Genomic DNA, 20,074 nt, shown 5'->3' with positions numbered 1-20,074 from the left:
CCTCGAGAACGCTTGCACGGACGGTCGAATCGGACTCGTACGACCATTCGCCCACCGTGCGCAGCGGCTATCCTCCGGAACTCCGACCGGAACCGCCCGCATGGAGCCGCCATGGAACTGCGCCTGTTTGTGTTCCACCACGCAGGTGGGTCGCATCTGATGTACCGCGACTGGCCGGAACGGTTCCCGGCCGACTGGGAGGTACGGACGCCGGACGCCCCGGGCCGCGGGCCGATGGACGGCCGCCCTCCCGCCGCGGACGCGGCCGCGCTCGTGGACCACTTCCTGGACGAGCTGGCCGCCGAACTCACGGGCCGCTTCGCGCTGTTCGGTCACAGCATGGGCGCCGTCGTCGCGTACGAGCTGACCCGGCGTCTGATCGCCGAAGGCCGCACGCCGCCCGTCTGGCTGGGGCTCTCGTCGCGCGGGGCACCCGGTGGCCAGACGACCCACCGCCATCTGCTGTCCGACGCAGACCTGCGCGGCGCGCTCGCCGCGATGGGCGGCACACCCGCCGCAGTCCTGGAACACCCGGAGCTGTGGGAACTGTTCGCCCCCGTCATCCGCGGCGATCTGCGGCTGGTGGAGACCTGGCGGCCCGGGCCCGTCGCCGAGCCGCTGCCCGTGCCGATGTCCGTCTTCGGCGGCACGCGGGACGAGTTGGTCCCGCCCGGGCGCCTCGCCGACTGGTCCGGCGTGGCCGGACACTTCCTCGGACGGCATCTCTTCGACGGGGACCACTTCTACTTCCGGGACCACCTCACCGCGCTGGCCGGGCAGATCACCGATGATGTGCGCAAGGCCCTCGCGCTCGCCGAGGACTTCCGCACGGTGCCGCGATGACCCTCCTCGGCCTCGCCTCCACAACGACCGCCACCGCCACGGCGACGGCCACGGCGCGCGTCGGCGCGGAGACCGAGTTCCGGCTGCTCGGACCGGTGGGGATACACGACGGGCGCAGCGGCGCGGGCGTCGTGCCGTCCGGCCCCAAGCAGCGGGCACTGCTGGCCGCCCTCGTCACCCACGCCGGTGAGCTGCTCTGCGCCGGCCGGCTCACCGAGGAGCTCTGGGGCGCCAGGCCCCCGTCGAACGCGCCGAACGCCCTGCAGGCCCACGTCGCCCGGCTGCGCCGGCTGCTGCCCGGGCCCGGCACCCACCGGGCGCCCGGCCACGAGTGGATCAGCACCCTGCCGACCGGCTACCGGCTGACGCTGGGCCGGGCCACCACCGACGTGCAGCGCTTCGAACAGCTCTCCGCGCAGGGCAGGGCAGCGGTCCCCTCCGACCCGGCGCACGCCGTGGAACTCCTGCGCCGCGCCCTGTCGTTGTGGCGCGGGCCCGCACTGCAGGACAGCCGGTACGGTCCCCTCTGCACGGCAGAGGCGGACCGCCTGGAGGAGAAGCGGCTCACCACGCTGGAGACGCTGTACGAGGCGAGTCTGAGCTGTGCCCAGCACGGTGAGATCACCGGCGATCTGGAGAGGCTGACCGCCGACCATCCCCTGCGCGAACGGTTCTACGACCTGCTGATGGTCGCCCTCTACCGCAGCGGCCGCCAGGCCGAGGCCCTCGGCGTGTACGAGCGGGCGCGCCGCCGCCTGGGGGACGCGCTCGGCATCGAGCCGGGTCCTGTCCTGCGAGGCAGGATGGAGGCGATCCTCAACCAGTCCCCCGGCCTGTCGGTCCCCCACCGCGCACCGGCTCCCGCACCGGCCGGCCCCCTGACGGAAGCGCTCGGCCTGGGCGACGAGATTGCCCGGCTGCAGCGGCGCATCGACGACCTGAAGCGCGAACAGGAGGCGCTGGTACGACGCTTCGACGCCATGACGGCCCGGCTCCCTCAGGCCTCGTAGCCGCCCGGTCCCGCGAGGCGCCTTGTCGTGGCGAACCGGTCTGGCTGATCTGGGTACGTCCGCTCAAGGCCGGGGAGGACCCCGACGCCGCGGACGACAGACTCCCCCGGCGCCGACGAGCACTCGTGACCGGGCTCGATCTCCGCGCCAGCGGCTTCACCTTGCGAGTCGCCGCACTCTTCCGCCGGCACGGGCCCAGCGCGCAACACCTCTGCCTCCAAGCTCAGATGTTCCTCAGGACTCCGTGATTCCGATGTACGCGATCGAACACACGCTGTAGTTTTCAGGCGTCAGCGCGATCGGCGAAATGCTCGACTGATCCGTCGCAACGGCAATGACCGCTCTTCCTCAGCACAGCCCTGAGGTACACCGTCCGACCACTAACTCGTGGGCACATCGGCCGATTCAGCTCCTCGACGACCGCACGTACCCATTCGCGTTGACCAAGATCAGGTAGACCTGTTCCACCCGACTCAGATGCATGCACAACGGGGTGACGGTATGCAGGACGCATGGATGATCGTCGCAGGATTCGCCCTGCTGGACGTGGTGGGCGTTCTCGCGGCAGTGCTCTTCGTCAAGCTGAACCGTATCTACCGCCGACGTCGCGGATAGAGAATGCCGTCGGTGGCCTCGCCGGTCAGCCGGGATTGCTCCACCTGCGATGCTCGATGACTCTTGGCCCGCGAGGGGGTTGATGCGTCCGCGAGCATCGCGTCACACCGTCGCCCCGTCCCGGCTGCGCACCCGCAGCCGGAACTCGAGGCGCGCCACGGCCTCCCGTGCGGCCGTCACCGCCTCGTCGGCGGTGTGTCCGAGCGCACGCGCGCAGGCCACCCGGGACTCGGACGTCTCGAGCGTGCCGACCTCCGTGCCCGGGCGGGCCAGTACGGCGACCTCGCTCACGCCAGGAAGCGCACGGGCCTCGTCGAGCCCAAGGACGTCGTCGAGTACTCCAAAGGCGTCCAGGGAACCGAACCAGATCGCCGAGCTGCGCGCGGGGCGGGTCTCGGCGAGCGTGGCGCGGATGTCCGGCAGGACCTTCTCGCCCAGCGTCTGGCGCACCGCACAGTCGTCCACGTCGACACCGGTCGCGTCGAGGGTCAGGTCCGGGATCCGGTCGCCCCCCATGCGTACATGGGTCTCGATCAGGCGCGGGCCCTTCCCGTCGAGAACGATCTCGGTGTGGGTGGGACCGGACTCCACCCCGAGGGCGTCGAGCACACGCCCCACGTACGCGTGGATCTCCTGGCACCGGTCGGCGGGAAGTTCGGCAGGCGACACATGGCCGAGTTCGACGAAGGTCTCCGGTTCCGAGTACTTGCGGGTGATCGCCACCACCTGGTGCTCCCCCAGCTCGGAGAAGCCCTCCACGCTGAACTGCGGGCCGTCGAGGAACTCCTCGACCAGGACGCCCGTGTCCGCCGGCCCCGTGCTGCCGCCGCCGGCCCTCTCGAACGCCTCGGCCAGCTCGCTCTCTCGTGTCACCTTGGTGACGCCGGCGCTTCCCGAGCCGGAGACCGGCTTGACCACGCAGGGCGTGCCGTGCTGCCGTACGAAGGCACGCAGCTCGTCGAGGCCCGCCACCCGGGCACAGGCGACGGAGTCGACCCCTGCCTCACGCAGCCGGGCCCGCATCGCTTCCTTGTCGTGGACAAGGGCCACCGTGGCCGGGCTGTGCGCGGACAGGCCCAGGGCCTCGGCGATCGCCGCGTAGTGGTCCTGGTCCCGTTCGCCGAAGGTGGCGATCCGGGTGAAGGGGTGGCGTGCGTGCACGGCCGCGGCCAGGTCCGTCCACTCCTGGCCGGAGGCGTCGCCGCGGACACCTATGACCCGTGCGTTCTCGCTAGGGTCGCGGACCCTGCCGATGCCGTCCAGCCGGCAGATCACCGAGGTCCGGGTGCCGGGCAGGGCGCGGCGGATACGGGCGGGGAAGTCGCGGCCGGTACCGACGATCAGGACGTGCTCGGACATGGCATCGTGTCCTCTCTTGTGCTCGAGCAGGGGTGAGGAGGCGGCGTACCGGCCCGGTGAATGCCCGTCGGCGCCCGCAGGCCCGCAGGCTCGCAGGCCTGCGACTACCGCCATGCGGTGTTCTCGTGCCACCACTCGGTCAGCTCCGTGAGGCGCCGCCGGACCGATTCGGCGGTCCCGGCCCGTACCAGGGCACTGGCGGCGGCGTCGGTGACGTGCTCCACGCCGTGCCGCTGCGTCCCGGGCTCCAGCAGCGTCGTCACCTCCGCCCCCGGAACCGGGCACGGCTCCGCCGGCGGCACGAAGGTGCCGTGCCCGGGAGGGAGGAGGATCCAGCCGACGGCGGTTGCGGGCGCCGCCGGCTGGGCGTCCAGAGCGAGGTCCGCGCCGCACTGTGCCCTGAGTCCCTCACGCGCCAGATGGATGCCGAAGGCGCTCTCGTACGTCTCGGCGACCAGGGCGCCACCGGCGCGGCTGCCGATCTCGCACAGCACCGGTACGCCGTCCTGGCCGATCCATGCCTCGAGATGGAAGGCGAGGGGCAACGCGGCCCCCGGCAGGGCCGCGACGACCTCCGCGGCCATCCGCATCAACATCGTGGTGCGCTCGTCCTCCGGGGCCAGCAGCACACTGCTCATGTGCAGTTCGTCGCGGATGCGCTCCGCCAGACCGCCGTTGTACTGCGACGGCCAGGCGTGGACGATCCGGCCGTCCCGCATGATGCCGTCGACATGGAAGAACTCCCCGGTCACAAAGCACTCGGCCATCCACTGGCCGGGCAGATAGGGCACGTCCGACGACCGCTGCCGGCCGAGGAAGGCGCTCACGTCCGCCGCGTCACGCAGGATCGAGACCCCCTCCGCACCCGCCCCGAGGCGCGGCTTCACCACGACGGGGAAGCCCTGGACGTCGATGAAGTCGAGCAGGTCCGCCGGGCTGTCGACCGCGGCGAACGCCGGTACCGGAATGCCGGCCGCGGCCGCCAGTTGCTTCATCACCACCTTGTCCCGGTAGGCCGAGGCGGATGCCCCGTCCTGCCCCGGCAGGCCGAGGCGGGCCCGCAGCCGGGCGGCCCGCAGCACATCGCTCTCGCTGGTGCTCGCGACGAGGTCGACGTCGTGCTCCCGGGCCGCCTCCTCCGCGGCCTGCTCGGCGCTCCAGGAGTGGTAGTCGGGGACGAGCCTGTGGTGCGGGAAGCAGTCGGCCAGGACCTGCTCGGAGCCGGCGACCGCCTTGGGCGTCGTGACCAGGACGATGTCGTCGGCGGTGCGGTCCAGCCACTTCTGGAGGGGACGCGTGGCGAGCGGCTGGCGCGACAGCAGCAGAACTTTGGGCATGACTCAGGTCCTCGCTGGAAGGGGGGAGGTGACCGGCTGCAGACTGCCGTGCAGATGCACCAGGCTGTCGCCCGGTGTCCCGTGCCGCACGTGCTCGACGGCGCCCACCACCAAGTGGTGGTCGCCGAGCGCGACCTGCTGGTACCGGGAACAGACCAGCCAGCACAGGCAGTCGTCGAGGAGCGGCACCCCGTGCGGGCCGTGGTGCCAGCCGGTGGGCGGGGCGAACCTGTCGGTGCCGGGGGCCGCGAACCGCTCGGCCACGTCCGCCTGGTGCGCTCCGAGGAGCTGCACGCCGAACCGGTCACAGTCCGCGATGCGGTGCCAGGTGTTCGAGGTGCCGGCGAGCAGGAAGGACACCAGCGCCGGCCGGGCGCTGACAGAGGTGAACGACGTGATGGTCACGCCCACGGGACCGGCGGCCCCGGAGGCGGTGAGCACCGCGACCCCCGAGGCATGCGCGCGCAGGACCGACCGCAGGGCCGCTGCGTCGACGGTCACCGCCCGCCTCCCGGTGCGGAGGTGAACGCGGGCCGGGGGAGTCCCAGGTTCTCCCGGAGCGTGGTGCCCTCGTACTCGGTGCGCACGAGTCCGCGCCGCTGCAGTTCGGGCACGAGCAGGTCCACGATGGCGTCGAGGCCGTCGGGAAGGTAGTCCGGCATGATGTTGAAGCCGTCCGCGGCCTCGTTGACGAACCACTCCTCGAGCTGGTCGGCGACGGACTCGGCAGTGCCGAGCAGGAAGCGATGGCCTCGCCCGGCCGCGACGGACAGGTAGAGCTCCCGGATGGTCAGGCCCTGCCGCCTCGCCTGCTCGTAGATCATCTGCTGTTTGCTGGTGCTGCCCTCCGTGGCCGGCAGTTCGGGCAACGGGCCGTCCAGCGGGAACGCGGAGAGGTCGACCATGCCGAGCTGGTAGGAGAGCATGCCGAGGCCGACGACCGGGTCCACCAGCGACTGGAGGGTGGCGTACTTGTCCTCGGCCTCCGCCTGGGTGCGGCCCACGACGATGAACGCACCGGGCATGATCTTCACATGGTCGGGGTCGCGCCCGTGGCCGGCGACCTGCTTCTTCAGGCCGAGGTAGTAGGCCTGCGCCTGGTCCAGGGTCTGCTGCACCGTAAAGACGACCTCCGCCCAGCGTGCGGCGAAGTCCTGGCCGTCCGGGGAGGACCCGGCCTGCACGATGACCGGGTGTCCCTGGGGCGGGCGCCCGACGTTGAGCGGGCCGCGCACCGAGAAGTGCTCGCCCTTGTGCCCGAGTATGTGGAGCTTGGCCGGGTCGAAGAAGCGGCCCGACTCCTTGTCGTAGAGGAAGGCGTCGTCCTCCCAGCTGTCCCACAGCCCGGTGACGACCTCCATGAACTCGCGGGCGCGGTGGTAGCGGGCTGCGTGCTCGGGCTGCTTGTCCAGATTGAAGTTGCGCGCTTCGGCGTCGGTCGCCGAGGTGACGACGTTCCAGCCGGAGCGGCCCGCGCTGAGGTGGTCGAGCGAGGCGAACTGGCGGGCGACGGTGAACGGTTCGTTGTAGGTCGTGGAAGCAGTCGCGGTGAGACCGATGTGCGTGGTGTGCACGGCGAGCGCGGAGAGGAGTGTCAGCGGCTCGAAGTGCACCATCCGGCCCTGGCGGCTCAGTTCGTCGGCGTCCTTGTACTTGGTACGCACTCCGGCACCGTCGGACAGGAAGATCATGTCGAACTTGCCGCGCTCGGCGGTCTGCACCAGCGATCGGTAGTACGCGAAGTCGAGTCCGCCGTCGGCACGGGCGCGGGGATGGCGCCAGGCGGCGACGTGGTGGCCCGGCGCGGGAAGGAAGGCGCCGAGCTTCATCATGCGGCGGTGCGGGCTCACCGGTGGTTCTCCAATGGGCGTGGGACAGGTCGATGGAAGGCCGGCACGGAGCCGGGGTCAGCCGAGTCGGCGTACGGGTGAACCGGCCAGGAACGCCTGGATGTCCTCGACGGCCTGGCCGTAGTAGGTGCGGTAGTTGTTCTGCGAGACATAGCCGAGGTGGGGAGTGGCCAGCAGCCGGGGCGCGGTGCGCAGTGGGTGGCCGGCGGGCAGCGGCTCGGTGTCGAACACATCGACCCCGGCCCCGGCGATCCGGCCCTCCCGCAGTACGGCGAGCAGGGCGTCCTGGTCGACGAGGGCCGACCGGGACGTGTTGACCAGGTACGCGGTCGGCTTGAGCAGGGCCAGCTCGGGCGCGCCGAGCAGCCCCCGGGTGCGGTCGCTCAGCGCCAGGTGGACCGAGACGAAGTCGCTGGTCCGAAGCAGCTCCTCCTTGGACGCGGCCCGCTGGACCCCGGCCCCCTCCGCGCGCTCCTCGGTGAGGTTCTGGCTCCAGGCCACCACCTCCATGCCGAAGGCCAGGCCCACCTGGGCCACCCGGCTGCCGATCTTCCCCAGGCCGAGCAGGCCGAGGCGCCGGCCGTGCAGGTCGGCGCCGACCGTGGACTGCCAGGGGCCGCCCTGCCGCAGTGCGTTGTTCTCGGGAACGATGCCCCGGGCAAGGCCGAGCAGCAGCGCCCAGGTCAGCTCCACCGGCGGGGTCGACGAGCTCGCCGTGCCGCACACGGTCACCCCGTTGCGCTCGGCGGCCGCGTAGTCGATCACCGAGTTGCGCATCCCGGAGGCGATGAGCAGCTTGAGCCGGGGGAGCCGGTCCAGCAGGCCGGCCCGGAACGGGATCCGTTCTCGCAGGGTGACGATGATGTCGAACTCGGCCACCGCTGCGGCCAGTTCGTCCTCCGTGGCGAAGTGCCCGGTGAAGCTGGTGACCTCCACCCGGTCCTGGAGGGGTGTCCAGTCGGCGATGGTGGTGGCGATGTTCTGGAAGTCGTCGAGCACGGCGCAGCGCAGTCGCATGTCAGTCTTCTCCGTAGTACGTGCGGTTGGCGGTGGCGCCGATGCCCGGCGACCCGGGCACGGTGAGGACACCGCGGTCGACCGTGGCGCCGCTGAACGGGTCGTCGACCAGCCCCAGATGGCCGTCGAGGTCGAGATGGTCGGCGAGGCCGGCCAGCTGCGCCATGGCGGTCACCCCGAGGGCGCTTTCCAGCTTGCAGCCGAGCATGACCCCGAGGCCGCAGCCCCTGGCCAGCGTGATCGCCTCGCGGGCCCGCAGCAGCCCACCGCACCTGATCAGCTTGATGTTGACGCCGCTCACCCGGCCCCGGAGCCGCAGGACGTCCTCGGGTCCGGCGCAGTCCTCGTCGGCGAAGACCGGAACGGGCGACCTCTCGTGCACGTACCGCAGGTCGTCCAGGGCGCCGGGAGCCACGGGCTGCTCCAGTAGTTCGACACCGTGCCGGTGCAGCTCCTCCGCCACCCGCAGGGCCTGGTCGGGGGACCACGAACCGTTGCCGTCCACCCGGATGCGCCCGGCGTAGACCGAGCGCAGCACCCCGGCGCGGCTGCCGTCGTCCTCGGGGGTGAGCTTGAGTTTGAGGACCGGCCAGTCGCCCAGCTCGCGGGCCCGGGCGGTCAGTTCGCCGTCCGGGCAGGCGCCGATGGACAGCGCGGTCGGCGCGGACGGCAGCCCGGCAAGCCCCAGGAGCCGGTGCAGGGGCTGTCCGGTTGCCTTGCCGAGCAGGTCGTGCAGGGCCATGTCCACGGCCGATGTCGCCGCGCGGCCGGCGCCGGCAGCCGCCAGCAGGCAGAGGACGCGCCGCAGTTCGTACGGCGAGGCGCCGGCGAGCAGAGGCGCACAGGCGTCGAGCTCCGCGGGGTCGCCGCCGCGCGCCGTGCCGTACCCGGTCAGGCCCTCCCAGGCCAGCTCGACGACGCTCTGGCGCACCTCGGTGGTGACATCCGTGTTGCTGACGAAGGGCTCTTCGAGTGCCACGGCGACCGTACGGTGGGTGAGCCTCATCCCAGCACCTCCTCGAAGGCCGCGACGGTGCCGCATGCCTGGCGGAAGGTCAGCTCGCGGAAGCCGTCGGGCTCCACCGGCACCGCGGGGTCGCGCGGGGTGCCGTCCGCGGGTACCCCGCTGCCCTGCCTGAAGCGGCCGCGCAGGTAGTCCGACAGCCGGTCGTGGTGGGTGGCGAGCCAGCTGAGCGTCGTCTCGTAGGAGGCGTCAGGACCGGCGGCCCGTACGGCCCGGAACAGCTCGGCGAGCGCGTCGGGGTCCCCGGGCGACGTACTGGGAGGGCACAGCATGAAGACCTGCGCCGGCAGCAGCACGAAGCAGAGCGGGCCGACCTCGTCGAAGTGCCCGACCAGCGGGTCGGTGATGGCGCGCAGCGAGCGCACCGTGGAGCGGCGCGACAGATATCCGCCGCGCCGTGGCGGACAGCCGGCCATGGCGCGCGCGCCCCAGTGGAGATGGGTGATGAACGGGCCCTCTGCAGCCCCCGCCGGGGCGTCCGGGTGGTGCGTGTCCAGCAGGCCGAAGAGCACGTTGGTCAGCTGCAGCGACATCACGGGAAGCACCGGCGGCATCTCGTTCAGCCGGTCGAGGAACCACCGTGGCTCCACCAGCGCGCGCACGGTCAGCAGCACCGCCTCCGCCAGCGCGCGGGCCGAGGGGTAGCGGTGGCCGTCGAGCAGATAGCCCGTGCCGTCCGGCCGCAGGTCGCAGCGGGACACTTCGCCGTCGGCCCGTACGGCCTGGCTGATCAGTTCGGCGAACGCCTGGTTGCGGCCCTGGGCCGCCGCCTGCTCGAGGAGCAGGGTGAGCATGTCGGTGACCAGCGGGGCGTTGTCGACGAGGGCCGCGGCCCACTGCTTGAAGCGGTAGCCGGGGAGGGCGAGCATCCGCTGCCAGTGCAGTTCGGCCAGGGGGACGAGTTCCCCGTCCACCTCCGCCTGCACCAGCGGGCAGAACAGCGGCCGGCTGCGGTCCCGGCGGGCGAATCCCCGGCCGTCCCAGGTGTACAGCGGGAGGGTGTGCCGCTTGCCCTGCTCGATGAGCGATCCGGGCTGGTACGCCTCGTCCCCGCCTTCGCTGTCGGCCTCTGTCCTCGTGAAGCCGTAGATCAGGGGATAGCCGTAGCCTCCGCCGCAGATCGCGGTGTTGAAGTCCATCGGCCCGGAGCGGCCTGCCGCGATGTCCTCCCAGTTCCCCAGGTGTCCGGTGCGCGGGGGCAGCAGCCCCTCGTCGGCGCGCACGGCGTCGAGGACGGTGCCGATCGGTACGTCGTGGGTGCCCACATGGACCGGGACGAAGGTCTTCGCCCCGGCGGCGAGCGCCTCTGTGCCGGCGGCCGCCCGCAGGCCGAGCCGGTCGAGGATGTGCGCGCTCACCGGGACTCCTCGTCGCGCAGCCGGCCGAGCAGATACGGAAGAGTGCCGCCCGCCAGCAGCACGTTCCACTCCCCGGCCGAGTGGACGTCGGCGCGTACGGTGAAGCCCTTCCCGTCCGCGACGACCTCCGCCGTGCCCGTCTCCTGCACCCGGTCCAGCGACACCTCGAACTCCTCGTGCCCCGTGAGGCCGAGGCCCTCCCAGCTGCGCCCCTCGGGCAGCAGCAGCGGCAGGATGCCCATGGCGCACAGGTTGGCGCGGTGGATGCGCTCGAAACTCCCGGCCAGGACCGCCCGGACCCCCAGCAGCCAGGGGCCCTTGGCCGCCCAGTCGCGCGAGGACCCCATGCCGTAGCTCCGCCCGGCCAGGACGATCAGCGGGATACCGGAGCGTCGGTAGCGCTCCGCGGCGTCGAAGACGGGCAGCCTGTCCCCGCCGGGCAGGTGGAGGGTGGTACCGGCGCCTTCCCCGTCGCCGACCAGCCGGTTGCGCAGCCGGGGATTGCTGAAGGTGCCGCGGGCCATCACCTCGTGGTTGCCGCGCCGCGAACCGTAGGAGTTGAAGTCGCTCACCCCGTGTCCGCGCAGATGGAGCCCGGCGGGCGAGTCGGCCGGGATCGCGCCGACCGGCGAGATGTGGTCGGTGCTGACGTCGTCGCCCAGCGCCACCAGGGCCCGGGCGCCGGTCAGCGATCCGAAGGGGCCCGCGGGATCGGCATAGGCCGGGGGCCGGATGTAGGTGGAGTGCTCGTCCCAGTCGAACACGTCGGAGTCCGGCGCGGTGATGGACTCCCAGGCCGGCTGCGGCACCTCGTCGTGGGCGAACACCTCCGGGGTGACGAACCGTTCCTCCAGCTCTCGCAGTTCGCCACTGTGCGGCCACAGGTCCCGCAGGTGCACGGGTTCGCCTTCGCCGTCCGTGCCGAGCGGCTCGCTCTCCAGGTCGGCCAGGACGGAGCCGGCCAGCGCCAGCGCCACCACCAGGGCCGGCGACGCCAGATATCCGGCGCGCACCTGGGCGTGCACCCGCGACTCGAAGTTGCGGTTGCCGCTGAGCACCGCGGCCACCGCCAGGCCCCCTTCCCCGACGGCCTCCCCGACACCGGGGTTCAGCGGGCCGCTGCCGCCGTTGCAGGTCATGCAGCCGTACCCGGCGACATGGAAGCCCAGCTGCTCCAGGTCCGCGAGCAGCCCGGCGTCCCGGAGATAGCGGGTCACCGCCCGGGAGCCGGGGGCGAGGCTGGTCTTGACGTGTTCCGGTACCTTCAGGCCCCGTTCGACGGCCCGCCGGGCGAGCAGCCCGGCCGCCAGCATCGCCTTGGGGTTGGAGGTGCTGGTGCAGGAGGTGATGGCGGCGATGACCAGGTCGCCGTCGGTGACCCCGGCCACGGTCCGGGGGGTGCCGGGATGCAGCTCGGCGAAGGAGCCGGGCAGTTCGCCGAGCGAGATCCGCTGGTCCGGCCGGCTCGGTCCGGCCAGGCTCGGTCCGACCGTACCGAGATCGAACTCGATCACCCGGCCGAAGCGGGGTTCTTCGCCCTCGTTCAGCAGCCTCTGCCGCCGGCAGTAGTCCTCCACCCTGGACACGTCCGCGGCCGTGCGGCCTGTGCGGCGCAGATAGTCCAGGGTCTCCCCGTCGACCGGGAAGTAGGCGCTCATGGCGCCGTACTCGGGCGCCATGTTGGCAACGGTGCAGCGGTCGGGCGCCGTCAGCGCGGCGACACCCGGGCCGGTGAACTCCAGCATCAGGCCGCGTACGTTCTCCTGGCGCAGCCGCTGCGTCAGGGCGAGGACCACATCGGTCGGCGAGGTGCCGGGGCTCACCGCCCCGGTGAGCCTGACGCCGGCCACCGGCGGGATGCGGATCGGCTGGGCGAGGCCCAGCATCAGGGCCTCCGCCTCCAGGCCGCCGACACCCCAGCCCAGCACCCCGAGTCCGTTCACCATGGTGGTGTGGCTGTCCGTACCGATCACGGTGTCCGGGAACAGCACGCCGTCGGGCCCCTCTGCGACCACGGTCGCCAGCCGCTCCAGGTTCACCTGGTGGACGATGCCGCGGCCCGGCGGGATCACCCGAAGTCCGTCGAAGGCGCCCTGGGCCCACTTCAGGAACGCGTACCGCTCCTGGTTGCGGTCCATCTCCAGCGCCTCGTTCAGCGCGAGCGCGTCCGGGCGACCCGCCCAGTCCGTCTGCACCGAGTGGTCGACGACCACGTCGACCGGCAGCGCGGGGTTGACCCGCGCCGGCTGCGCGACCCTGCTGCGCAGCGCCGCGAGGTCGACCAGCAGCGGAATGCCGGTGTAGTCCTGCACCAGGATGCGGGCCGGGCGGAACGGCATCTCCAGGTCCGGGTCCTCGCCCAGGGCGAGCCGCTTGCCGAGGGCCGCGGCCTTCTCCGGCTCGCCCGAGCGCAGCAGCGACTCCAGCAGCACCCGGCCGGTGTACGGCACGGCGCCGAGGTCCAGGCCGTGCTCCTGCGCGAACCGCGGCAGGCTGATCGCGGAAGGCGTCGCGACGGTCACCGGCCCGCCTCCGGGTACGTACGCCCGCGCGGCCCCACGTAGTCGAGCAGCGGCCGGATGAGCACGTTGTTCGACTGCTGCTCCAGCGCCTGCGCCACCCAGCCGGCCGTCCTGCCCACGACGAACAGCGGGACCGCCAGATCGTCCGGCAGGCCGAGCAGCCGGTAGGCCAGACCGGCGTAGAGGTCCACGTTGGGTGCCACGCCATGGCGGCTGTAGGGCCCCATGGCGGCGGCCACGGCGTCGAGGATGTCGAGGCCGCGGGTGTCACCGCGCTCCTCGCTGAGCTCGACGACGGTGGCGCGCAGCTGCCGCACCCGCGGGTCCTGCGTGCGGTACACCCGGTGGCCGAAGCCCATCACCGGCTCTCCCCTGCTCTGCAGCTCGGCCACATGGGCCTCTGCGCGCCCGGGGGAGCCGACCTCGTCGATGAGGCCCACGACCCGCTCCGCCGCGCCGCCGTGCAGCGAGCCTCCGAAGGCCGCGACGGCGGCGGTGACCGCGGCCGTCATGCCCGCACGGCAGCCGATGGCGACCCGGGCCGTGAACGCCGAGGCGTTGGAGCTGTGGTCGGCGTGGACGATGAACCCCTTGTTGATGAAGCGCACCGCGGCGGGAGTGGGCCGCTCGCCGAGCAGAGCGGTCAGGAAGGCCTCCGCGTGCGAGGTCTCCTCGGCCGGCAGCAGCGGCTCACGTCCGCTGCGGAACGCGTGGTGCGCCGCGACGATCATCGGTATCCGGGCGATCAGAGCGATGCCGGCCTCGCGGGCCTGCTCGTCGCTCTCGTCCCCACCGTGCGGCTGCCGCGGGCCGAAGGCGCCGAGCGCGGAGACACAGGTGCGCAGGGCCTCCATGGGGTGCGCGTGCGCCAGCGAGCGGGCGAGGTCGAGGACGGGGGCGGGCAGCGCCCGGGCGGCGCGCAGTTCCTTCTCGAAGATCTCCAGGGCGGCGGGATCCGGCAGCTCCCCGTGCACCAGCAGATACGCCACCTCTTCGAAGGAGGCGCGCTCGGCCAGGTCGTGGATGCTGTAGCCGCGGTACTCCAGGGTCCCCGCGGCACCGTCGATGCGGGTGATCGTGGTCCGGTCGAAGCTGACGCCCTCCAGGCCGCGGTGCACGGTGCGCCGCTCCCCTGCCCCGTGGCCAGGTCCGGTGGCAGGCTCGGGGGTGTGGCCGCCCGCGAACTCACGGACCGCCGCGACCGATCGCAGCGCCAGCGTGAGGTCGTCGTCGACGGCCACGCCGTACGCCTCCTCGAGCGCCAGCATCAGGGAGACATGGCCGAACGAGTCCCACTCCCTGATCGCCTGGTACTCGAGTTCGTCCGTCACGCGGTCCTCTGTGATGCCGAGGGTGCGGGCGATGAGCTGGTCGACGTTGCTCATGATTGCCTTCCTGCGGGTGATCGTTGTGGCATGCAGCTACGAGTCGTCCGCTCGTCGAGCCACCGGCGCAGCGCCGCGCGGTCCACCTTGCCGTTGCCGTTCACCGGCATCTCCTCGACGACCTGCACGGATCGCGGCACCATGTAGGCGGGCAGAGCGGCGGTGCAGGCGTCGGTCAGCGCGGCCGGATCGCTCGTCCCCGAGACCACGGCGGTGATCGTCCCCGGGTCGGGCCACAGCAGGCTCACCGCCTCGACCGCGCCGGCGCGGCGCAGTACGGCCTCGATCTCGCCCAACTCGACGCGGTGGCCGCCGACTTTGACCTGCTGGTCGTTGCGGCCGAGGCAGACGTACTGCCCGTGCCGCAGCCGAACCACGTCTCCGGTGCGGTAGTACGTCCTGCCCTCGTGTGCGAAGTAGCGCTCCGCGGTCAGGTCCGGTGCCTGCCAGTAGCCGGGGGTCGTCTGGGGACCGGCCATGCACAGTTCGCCCGCCGCCCCGTCGGGGACCGGGTTCAGGTCCTCGTCGACGACCAGCGCCCGCAGGCCGGGGTAGGGCAGGCCGATCGGCACGTTGTCGTGCACGCACTGCGCCGGGCTCGACGCCGGGTCCCAGCGGTAGGCCGTGCAGGCGATGGTGAGTTCGGTGGGCCCGTAGAGGTTCTCGACGGTCGACTGCGGCGCCGCTGCCTGCCACTCCTCTGCGGTGGCCCTGGGCAGTGCCTCGCCGCAGAACAGGCTCCAGCGGAGCGTGGGCATCGTCCCCGGCTCGAGCACGCCCCGCTTGCGCAGCATCGCGGCCACCGACGGCACCGAGAACCAGACCGTGATCCCATGGCGCTCGAGGTACTTGAACGGTGCCAGGATCTCGAGGGAGTCCATCGAGCACACCCGCGCCCCGTTCTCCCAGGCCATGAAGAGATCGAAGACCGAGAGGTCGAAGGTCTGGTCGAAGGTCTGGGTGAGCCGGTCGTCGGGGGTCAGCCGGTAGCGGTCCTGGCTGACGTCGAGGAACGCCCGTACGTTGGCGTGGGTGACCGGGACGCCCTTCGGGGCGCCGGTGCTGCCCGAAGTGAACAGAAGGTACGCAAGGTCGTCGGGCGACACCTCGGGCAGCTGCTCCAGCGGCGCGGCCGCCGCCAGGTCCGCCGCGTCCAGGACCCGCGCCCCGCCGAGGTCGCCGGCGTCGGTGCGCAGGACGTCGGGAAGCACCACGACCGGCCGGCGCGCCAGCCCCCGCAGGAGTTCACCGAGCTGAGGGAGCGACGCCGCGTCGGCTATCAGTACGTCGACATCGGCACGCTCCAGCATGCCGCGGGTCCGTGACGACGGGAACTTCCGGTTCAGGGGCACGAAGGCGGCGCCGGCGAACAGCGCGGCAGCGACGCCGAGGTAGGAGACCTCGTTGCGCTGGGCGAACACCCCCACCCGCCGGGGCCGGCCGCCGGCCGCCTCGACCAGCACGGCGGCCCAGCGCCGGGCGGTGCTCGCGGCCTCTGCGTAGGTGTAGTCGCGGCGCCCGACGGTCAGGGCGACGTGGTCGGGCCGGACGCGCGCATGATGGAGAAGGCCGGAGCCCAGGCGCAGGTTCAGTGCTGAGGTCATGTCGATCCGAACATCGGTAACTGGACGTGATCGACGCTAGTGGCGCCTCACCCGGGAGGCGCTATTACGTGCGCAGAGCCTCTAAACCGTATTGACCGGGAAAAATGCGTTCTGCTCATTTTCCTTGCAGGGCCGCATCGTTGGGCCGCCTCCGGGGCACAAAGGCGCGCCCCGGAGGAAACGCCGCTCCGGGGCGCGCCGCAGAAGAAGAGAGAAGCTCAGCCTTCGAAGCCCTTTTCGCTCAGGATCTTGTCGATACGGGCGCGATGGGATTCCTCCCAGTCGTCGAGGGATTCACCGGCCTCCTTGGCCAGTTTCGCCTGCGCGCCGCGGAGGACTTCCTCCCGGCGCGCGTGCGGAGTGACGACGATGCCCTCTTCGTCGGCCACCACGACGTCCCCGGAGTTCAGCCGCACGCCGCCGCACCGTATCGGGCCGCCCAGCGAGCCGATGGCTCCCTTCGTCCCGGGGATGGGGATGACCCCACGGGCGAAGACGGGGAAGCGCGCCTCACGCACCTCCGCCAGGTCCCGGATCACTCCGTCGACGACGAACGCCGCGATTCCCCGGCGCTGCGCGACGGCGCACACATTGCCACCGGCGAGTGCGTGGTCGACGTCGCCCGACTCCACGACGACGACCGAGCCCGGCTCCGCGCGGTAAATGGCCGCGTGGAGCATGAGGTTGTCACCGGGAGGGCACCGCACGGTGAACGCAGGGCCCGCGACGCGCGGCGCAGGGGACCACAGCGGGCGAATACCGATGTCCATGACCTGCTCGCGTCCGAGAACGTCGGCGAGTGCGGTCGGGGGAACGTCCTTGAATTCGCTGATGCGGTTCATCTCTTCCTTCCTGTTCCGGCGCACCGGCCGCCTGCCGGCGGACCTTCACGTCGTCTTTCCACGCTGGAGAGGTGCTGCTCCCAAGTGTCTCCGCCGTCGCCCCGCGGCACGCCGAAGGCACGTGACCGAAGGTCAGTTGCCGGCTGCGGCCACTTCCCGGACGCCGGATCGCATGCGCGCGCCGCGGGCGACGACGACCGGCATCGCCGCGCCCAGACCGGTGTACGCCAGTGCAAGGACGATCCACCCGAGCGCCCCGTGCCCGAGCACCAGCCACGCGAAGAGCGCGGGGGCGAACATCTTGCCGATGTCGCCTCCCATCTTGTACGTGCCCTGGTACTGACCCTGCGCATGATCAGGGGCGAGCTCGAAAGCGATGGTCCAGCTGCCCGCCGCCTGCCGCACCTCACCGAGGGCCTGGACGAGGGCGCCCGCGACGAGGAGCAGACAGGCAGGCACCAGCGAGGCCCCGTCGCTCAGGGCGAAGACGACGCACGCGACCGACACGCACCCGGCGCCCTGAAGGCTCGCCCAGGCCGCGGCCTTCGGCTCCCCCGTGCCGCGCGCCGCCCGGACCTGGAAGGCCACGACGAAAGCCGTGTTGACGAGGAGGATGGCCGCGCTCATCCACCGGGGCGCGTCCGTGTGCTGCAGGACCCAGAGCGGCAGAACGACGTCCAGCAGGAGAGCGTGCGTGACGAGCAGTCCGTCCAGGGCGGTGAACATGAGGAACGGTACGTCGCGCAGCACTGCGAAGGCAGCGCCCGCCGAGGCCGGAACAGGAGGTACCGGTGCCTCCATCGCCGTGAGCGCACCGGTGACGAGGAAGGTGAGGGCGGTGAAGAGCACGGCAGCCCGGTAGCCCGGCACCGAACCCGCTGCGAGGGCGAGTCCGGCCAGGCATGCTCCGATCGCGACGCTCACGTTCTGTGCTGCTCGCACATAGGCGAGGACACCCACCCGGTCGGCCTTCGGCACGAGGCCCGCGATCATGGCCTTGCGGGCGTTGTTGCCGGCCCGGTAGGCGATGGCCTGTACGGAGGAGACGATCAGGTACGACCAGAAGCCGTTCACGAACAGCAGCGCGGCGGTCAGCGGCCCCAGCGCCAGGAACGACCACATCTGCACCGTTCGCGGCCCGGCCCGGTCGGCGAGGTGACCCAGCGGGATGCTGGACAGGAGGACGATCGCGGCCGCGACGCCCAGGCTGATGCCGAGCTCGCCCGGGGTCAGCCGGACCACCGTCACCGCGTAGACCGCGTTGATGGCCATCCACAGCCCTTGCCCCAGACTCATCACCATGGTGATGACGGTGAGAAGCCGGGCGGGACCGGGCGGGGGGAGAATACGGGTCAGCACGGATCGGGTTCCTGTCGCGTCATACCGGGCTTCTCGCACACCCCACGTACGGCATCCGCCAGGAGCTGTGCGGCACGGCGCCGGGTGCCTTCGGCTCTGATCTTCGACGGAGGCTAGGGCATCGCGGCGATCGCTCAACCGTTGTGGGCACAAAGCGACTTGACCGCGCAAAGCCCGTTCTGCCTCTTGATCCCACGCCGCGGGTCCGCGCGCAGCGGATCTGTGTGCAGGGGATCTGTGTGCAGCGGAACGGCGGGGCGCGGGACCGGGCAGGCGAGCGGGCCCCCGAGGCGTGCCGTCGGCGTCACGTCCCGGAGTACAGGTGCTCGGGCCTGCCGCTGTCGCCGTACCGCAGCGTGAGATGCAACCTGCCCGCGTCCTCCAGGAACTTGAGATAGCGCTGCGCCGTGGACCGGCTGATCCTTGCCCGTTCGGCCACTTCCTGCGCCGATACCGGGCTGCTCTCCCCGGAAACGATCCGCCGGATCAGTTCGGCGGTTCGTTCCGAATAGCCCTTGGGCATCGAATGGCCGGCGTCGCGGGCCCGTAGCGCGCCGAGCATGCGGTCGATCCCCGCCTGGTCCATCTCCGCGCCCTCGAGGGCGCCGCGCAGTTGCGCGTAGGCCTCGAGCTTGGTGCGCAGCCCCTCGGAAGTGAAGGGCTTCACGATGTAGTGGAGCACCCCGGCACGCAGGGCTTCCCGGATCAGGGCGGGCCTCCGGTCCGCCGTCACCATGATCACATCGATGCTTCGGCCCTGCTGTCGCAGCCGGCGCGTGAAGGAGAGCCCGCTCTCGTTCGGCAGGTGCTGATCGAGAAGAACCAGATCGATGCCGCCGCGTTCGACGGCGGCGCATGCCGACGAGGCACTGTGCGCTATGCCCGCCACCTGGAAGCCGGGGATCTCGGACACATAATGCGCGTTGATCTTCGCCACATAGAAGTCGTCGTCCACGACCAGCACTTTGATCACGGCGTTCACTGCCTGGAGGTGCGCGGCCGCCCAGGTATCCGGACGGTGAACACCGCACCGCCGCCTTCCCGGTCCGTCACTGTCGTGGTTCCGGCCCGTCGCCCGACGATGTCCCGGACGAGTGCGAGGCCCAGGCCGCGGTGCCGCGCGTCCGTACGCCGCTTGGTGGACGAGCCGTCGCAGAGGACCCACCGCCGCAGGTGCGGCGCCACTCCCGGACCGTTGTCGGTGACGCGCAGCTCGGTGACCTCGGAGTCCTCGTGCAGCGCGACCTCGATCCATGGCTCTGCGCGGTCGTGTCCGAGGACGGCGTCCATCGCGTTGTCGATGAGATTGCCGAGGACCGTGACCAGCTCGCCCGCCCGGTCGACACGGCCGCGCAGCGACGACTGCGGACCGAGCCGCAGGCACACACCCCGCTCCTCGGCCGCCAGGATCTTTCCGACCAGCTGTGCCCGGATCAACGGCTCGTCGACCCGGGCCACGACCTCGGCGACCTCGGCGAGCGGGGTGCCGGGGGAGGCTTCGAGGGGCGCGGGCCGGGCCTCGGCCTGCCTGGCGAGTTCCCTCAGGCCGACGAGCGTGTGCAGGGCGTTGCGGCGCTCGTGTGCGCGGACACCGGCGTCGTCGCTGTACCGGCTGCCGGGCGCGCCGAGGAGCGCGTACTCCATGGATGTCAGCGCCGCGTCGTCGCCGTCGACGGCTGCCGCGTCGACGGGGCAGCTGTTCGTGGATGCGCGCGGCTTCGGGTGAGGCGAAAGTATGCGGATCACGTGCAACAGCTTTCCTGCGCCAACGTGTGCCTGGTGGGGCACAGTTGCACATTGATTCGGATCCGAACGGGAGCAGCGGGACCGGAAGGTGAGGAGAGGCTATGGCGAGCGATCCGAATACCGGTCGGAAACCCATGGAGGAATCGATTCACCTGACCGGCCCGGGGAACATCGCACTCCGGTCGGGGCGGGGTGTCCGGCCG

16 protein-coding genes are annotated in these 20,074 nt (G+C 71.7%); 2 read left to right on the top strand and 14 right to left on the bottom strand.

Annotated features, from left to right (window positions below):
• The first annotated feature begins 111 nt into the window (after nt 1–111).
• Both ACFU5O_RS32700 and ACFU5O_RS32695 read left to right on the top strand, forming a co-directional pair.
• Nucleotides 112–843 (top strand): thioesterase II family protein, encoded by a 732-nt coding sequence (locus tag ACFU5O_RS32700; protein WP_384245930.1) that lies wholly within the window; start codon nt 112–114, stop codon nt 841–843.
• Nucleotides 840–1,853: a BTAD domain-containing putative transcriptional regulator gene (locus ACFU5O_RS32695; protein WP_384245929.1), complete on the top strand. Its 1,014-nt coding sequence runs from the start codon at nt 840–842 to the stop codon at nt 1,851–1,853. The genes ACFU5O_RS32700 and ACFU5O_RS32695 overlap by 4 nt, the downstream gene beginning before the upstream one ends.
• A gap of 717 nt (nt 1,854–2,570) precedes the next feature.
• Here ACFU5O_RS32695 and ACFU5O_RS32690 read toward each other — a convergent pair.
• The 14 genes from ACFU5O_RS32690 to ACFU5O_RS32625 form a co-directional block, all read right to left on the bottom strand.
• Nucleotides 2,571–3,827, bottom strand: a complete 1,257-nt coding sequence (locus tag ACFU5O_RS32690) for an ATP-grasp domain-containing protein (protein WP_384245928.1) — start codon at nt 3,825–3,827, stop codon at nt 2,571–2,573.
• A 104-nt stretch (nt 3,828–3,931) separates the two neighbouring features.
• Nucleotides 3,932–5,164 (bottom strand): acetyl-CoA carboxylase biotin carboxylase subunit family protein, encoded by a 1,233-nt coding sequence (locus ACFU5O_RS32685; protein ID WP_384245926.1) that lies wholly within the window; start codon nt 5,162–5,164, stop codon nt 3,932–3,934.
• A gap of 3 nt (nt 5,165–5,167) precedes the next feature.
• A complete protein-coding gene (locus ACFU5O_RS32680; protein WP_384245925.1) occupies nt 5,168–5,665 on the bottom strand; it encodes a flavin reductase family protein in 498 nt (165 codons plus the stop codon).
• On the bottom strand, nt 5,662–7,014 hold the full coding sequence (locus ACFU5O_RS32675) for an LLM class flavin-dependent oxidoreductase (protein ID WP_384245924.1): 1,353 nt from the start codon (nt 7,012–7,014) through the stop codon (nt 5,662–5,664). The genes ACFU5O_RS32680 and ACFU5O_RS32675 overlap by 4 nt, the downstream gene beginning before the upstream one ends.
• 57 nt (nt 7,015–7,071) lie before the next feature.
• The gene (locus tag ACFU5O_RS32670) at nt 7,072–8,031 is read right to left on the bottom strand and encodes a D-2-hydroxyacid dehydrogenase family protein (RefSeq protein WP_384245922.1); all 960 of its coding nucleotides are present in this window, start codon (nt 8,029–8,031) and stop codon (nt 7,072–7,074) included.
• A gap of 1 nt (nt 8,032) precedes the next feature.
• Complete coding sequence (locus ACFU5O_RS32665) at nt 8,033–9,037, bottom strand: mandelate racemase/muconate lactonizing enzyme family protein (protein ID WP_384245921.1); 1,005 nt, start codon at nt 9,035–9,037, stop codon at nt 8,033–8,035.
• Nucleotides 9,034–10,413 (bottom strand): DUF6025 family protein, encoded by a 1,380-nt coding sequence (locus ACFU5O_RS32660; protein ID WP_384245920.1) that lies wholly within the window; start codon nt 10,411–10,413, stop codon nt 9,034–9,036. The genes ACFU5O_RS32665 and ACFU5O_RS32660 overlap by 4 nt, the downstream gene beginning before the upstream one ends.
• Nucleotides 10,410–12,935 (bottom strand): aconitate hydratase AcnA, encoded by a 2,526-nt coding sequence (gene acnA, locus ACFU5O_RS32655; RefSeq protein ID WP_384245918.1) that lies wholly within the window; start codon nt 12,933–12,935, stop codon nt 10,410–10,412. The genes ACFU5O_RS32660 and acnA overlap by 4 nt, the downstream gene beginning before the upstream one ends.
• Nucleotides 12,932–14,320, bottom strand: coding sequence for a citrate/2-methylcitrate synthase (locus ACFU5O_RS32650; RefSeq protein WP_384245916.1), 1,389 nt, complete (start codon nt 14,318–14,320; stop codon nt 12,932–12,934). The genes acnA and ACFU5O_RS32650 overlap by 4 nt, the downstream gene beginning before the upstream one ends.
• Complete coding sequence (locus tag ACFU5O_RS32645; protein ID WP_384245915.1) at nt 14,317–15,924, bottom strand: amino acid adenylation domain-containing protein; 1,608 nt, start codon at nt 15,922–15,924, stop codon at nt 14,317–14,319. The genes ACFU5O_RS32650 and ACFU5O_RS32645 overlap by 4 nt, the downstream gene beginning before the upstream one ends.
• A 218-nt stretch (nt 15,925–16,142) precedes the next feature.
• Entirely contained in the window at nt 16,143–16,766 is a 624-nt protein-coding gene (locus ACFU5O_RS32640; RefSeq protein WP_384245913.1) for an RraA family protein, read from the bottom strand.
• Nucleotides 16,767–16,898: 132 nt separating this feature from the next.
• Nucleotides 16,899–18,125, bottom strand: a complete 1,227-nt coding sequence (locus ACFU5O_RS32635) for an MFS transporter (protein WP_384245912.1) — start codon at nt 18,123–18,125, stop codon at nt 16,899–16,901.
• Nucleotides 18,126–18,429: 304 nt separating this feature from the next.
• Nucleotides 18,430–19,098, bottom strand: coding sequence for a response regulator (locus ACFU5O_RS32630; protein WP_384245964.1), 669 nt, complete (start codon nt 19,096–19,098; stop codon nt 18,430–18,432).
• A gap of 5 nt (nt 19,099–19,103) precedes the next feature.
• Nucleotides 19,104–19,871, bottom strand: a complete 768-nt coding sequence (locus ACFU5O_RS32625) for a sensor histidine kinase (RefSeq protein WP_384245910.1) — start codon at nt 19,869–19,871, stop codon at nt 19,104–19,106.
• Nucleotides 19,872–20,074 lie beyond the last annotated feature (203 nt).

The organism is Streptomyces sp. NPDC057445 (assembly GCF_042802855.1).
In the GTDB taxonomy this organism is placed as follows: domain Bacteria; phylum Actinomycetota; class Actinomycetes; order Streptomycetales; family Streptomycetaceae; genus Streptomyces.
Note: the sequence above shows the minus strand (reverse complement) of the source record. Positions and strands in the feature narration are given on the sequence as shown.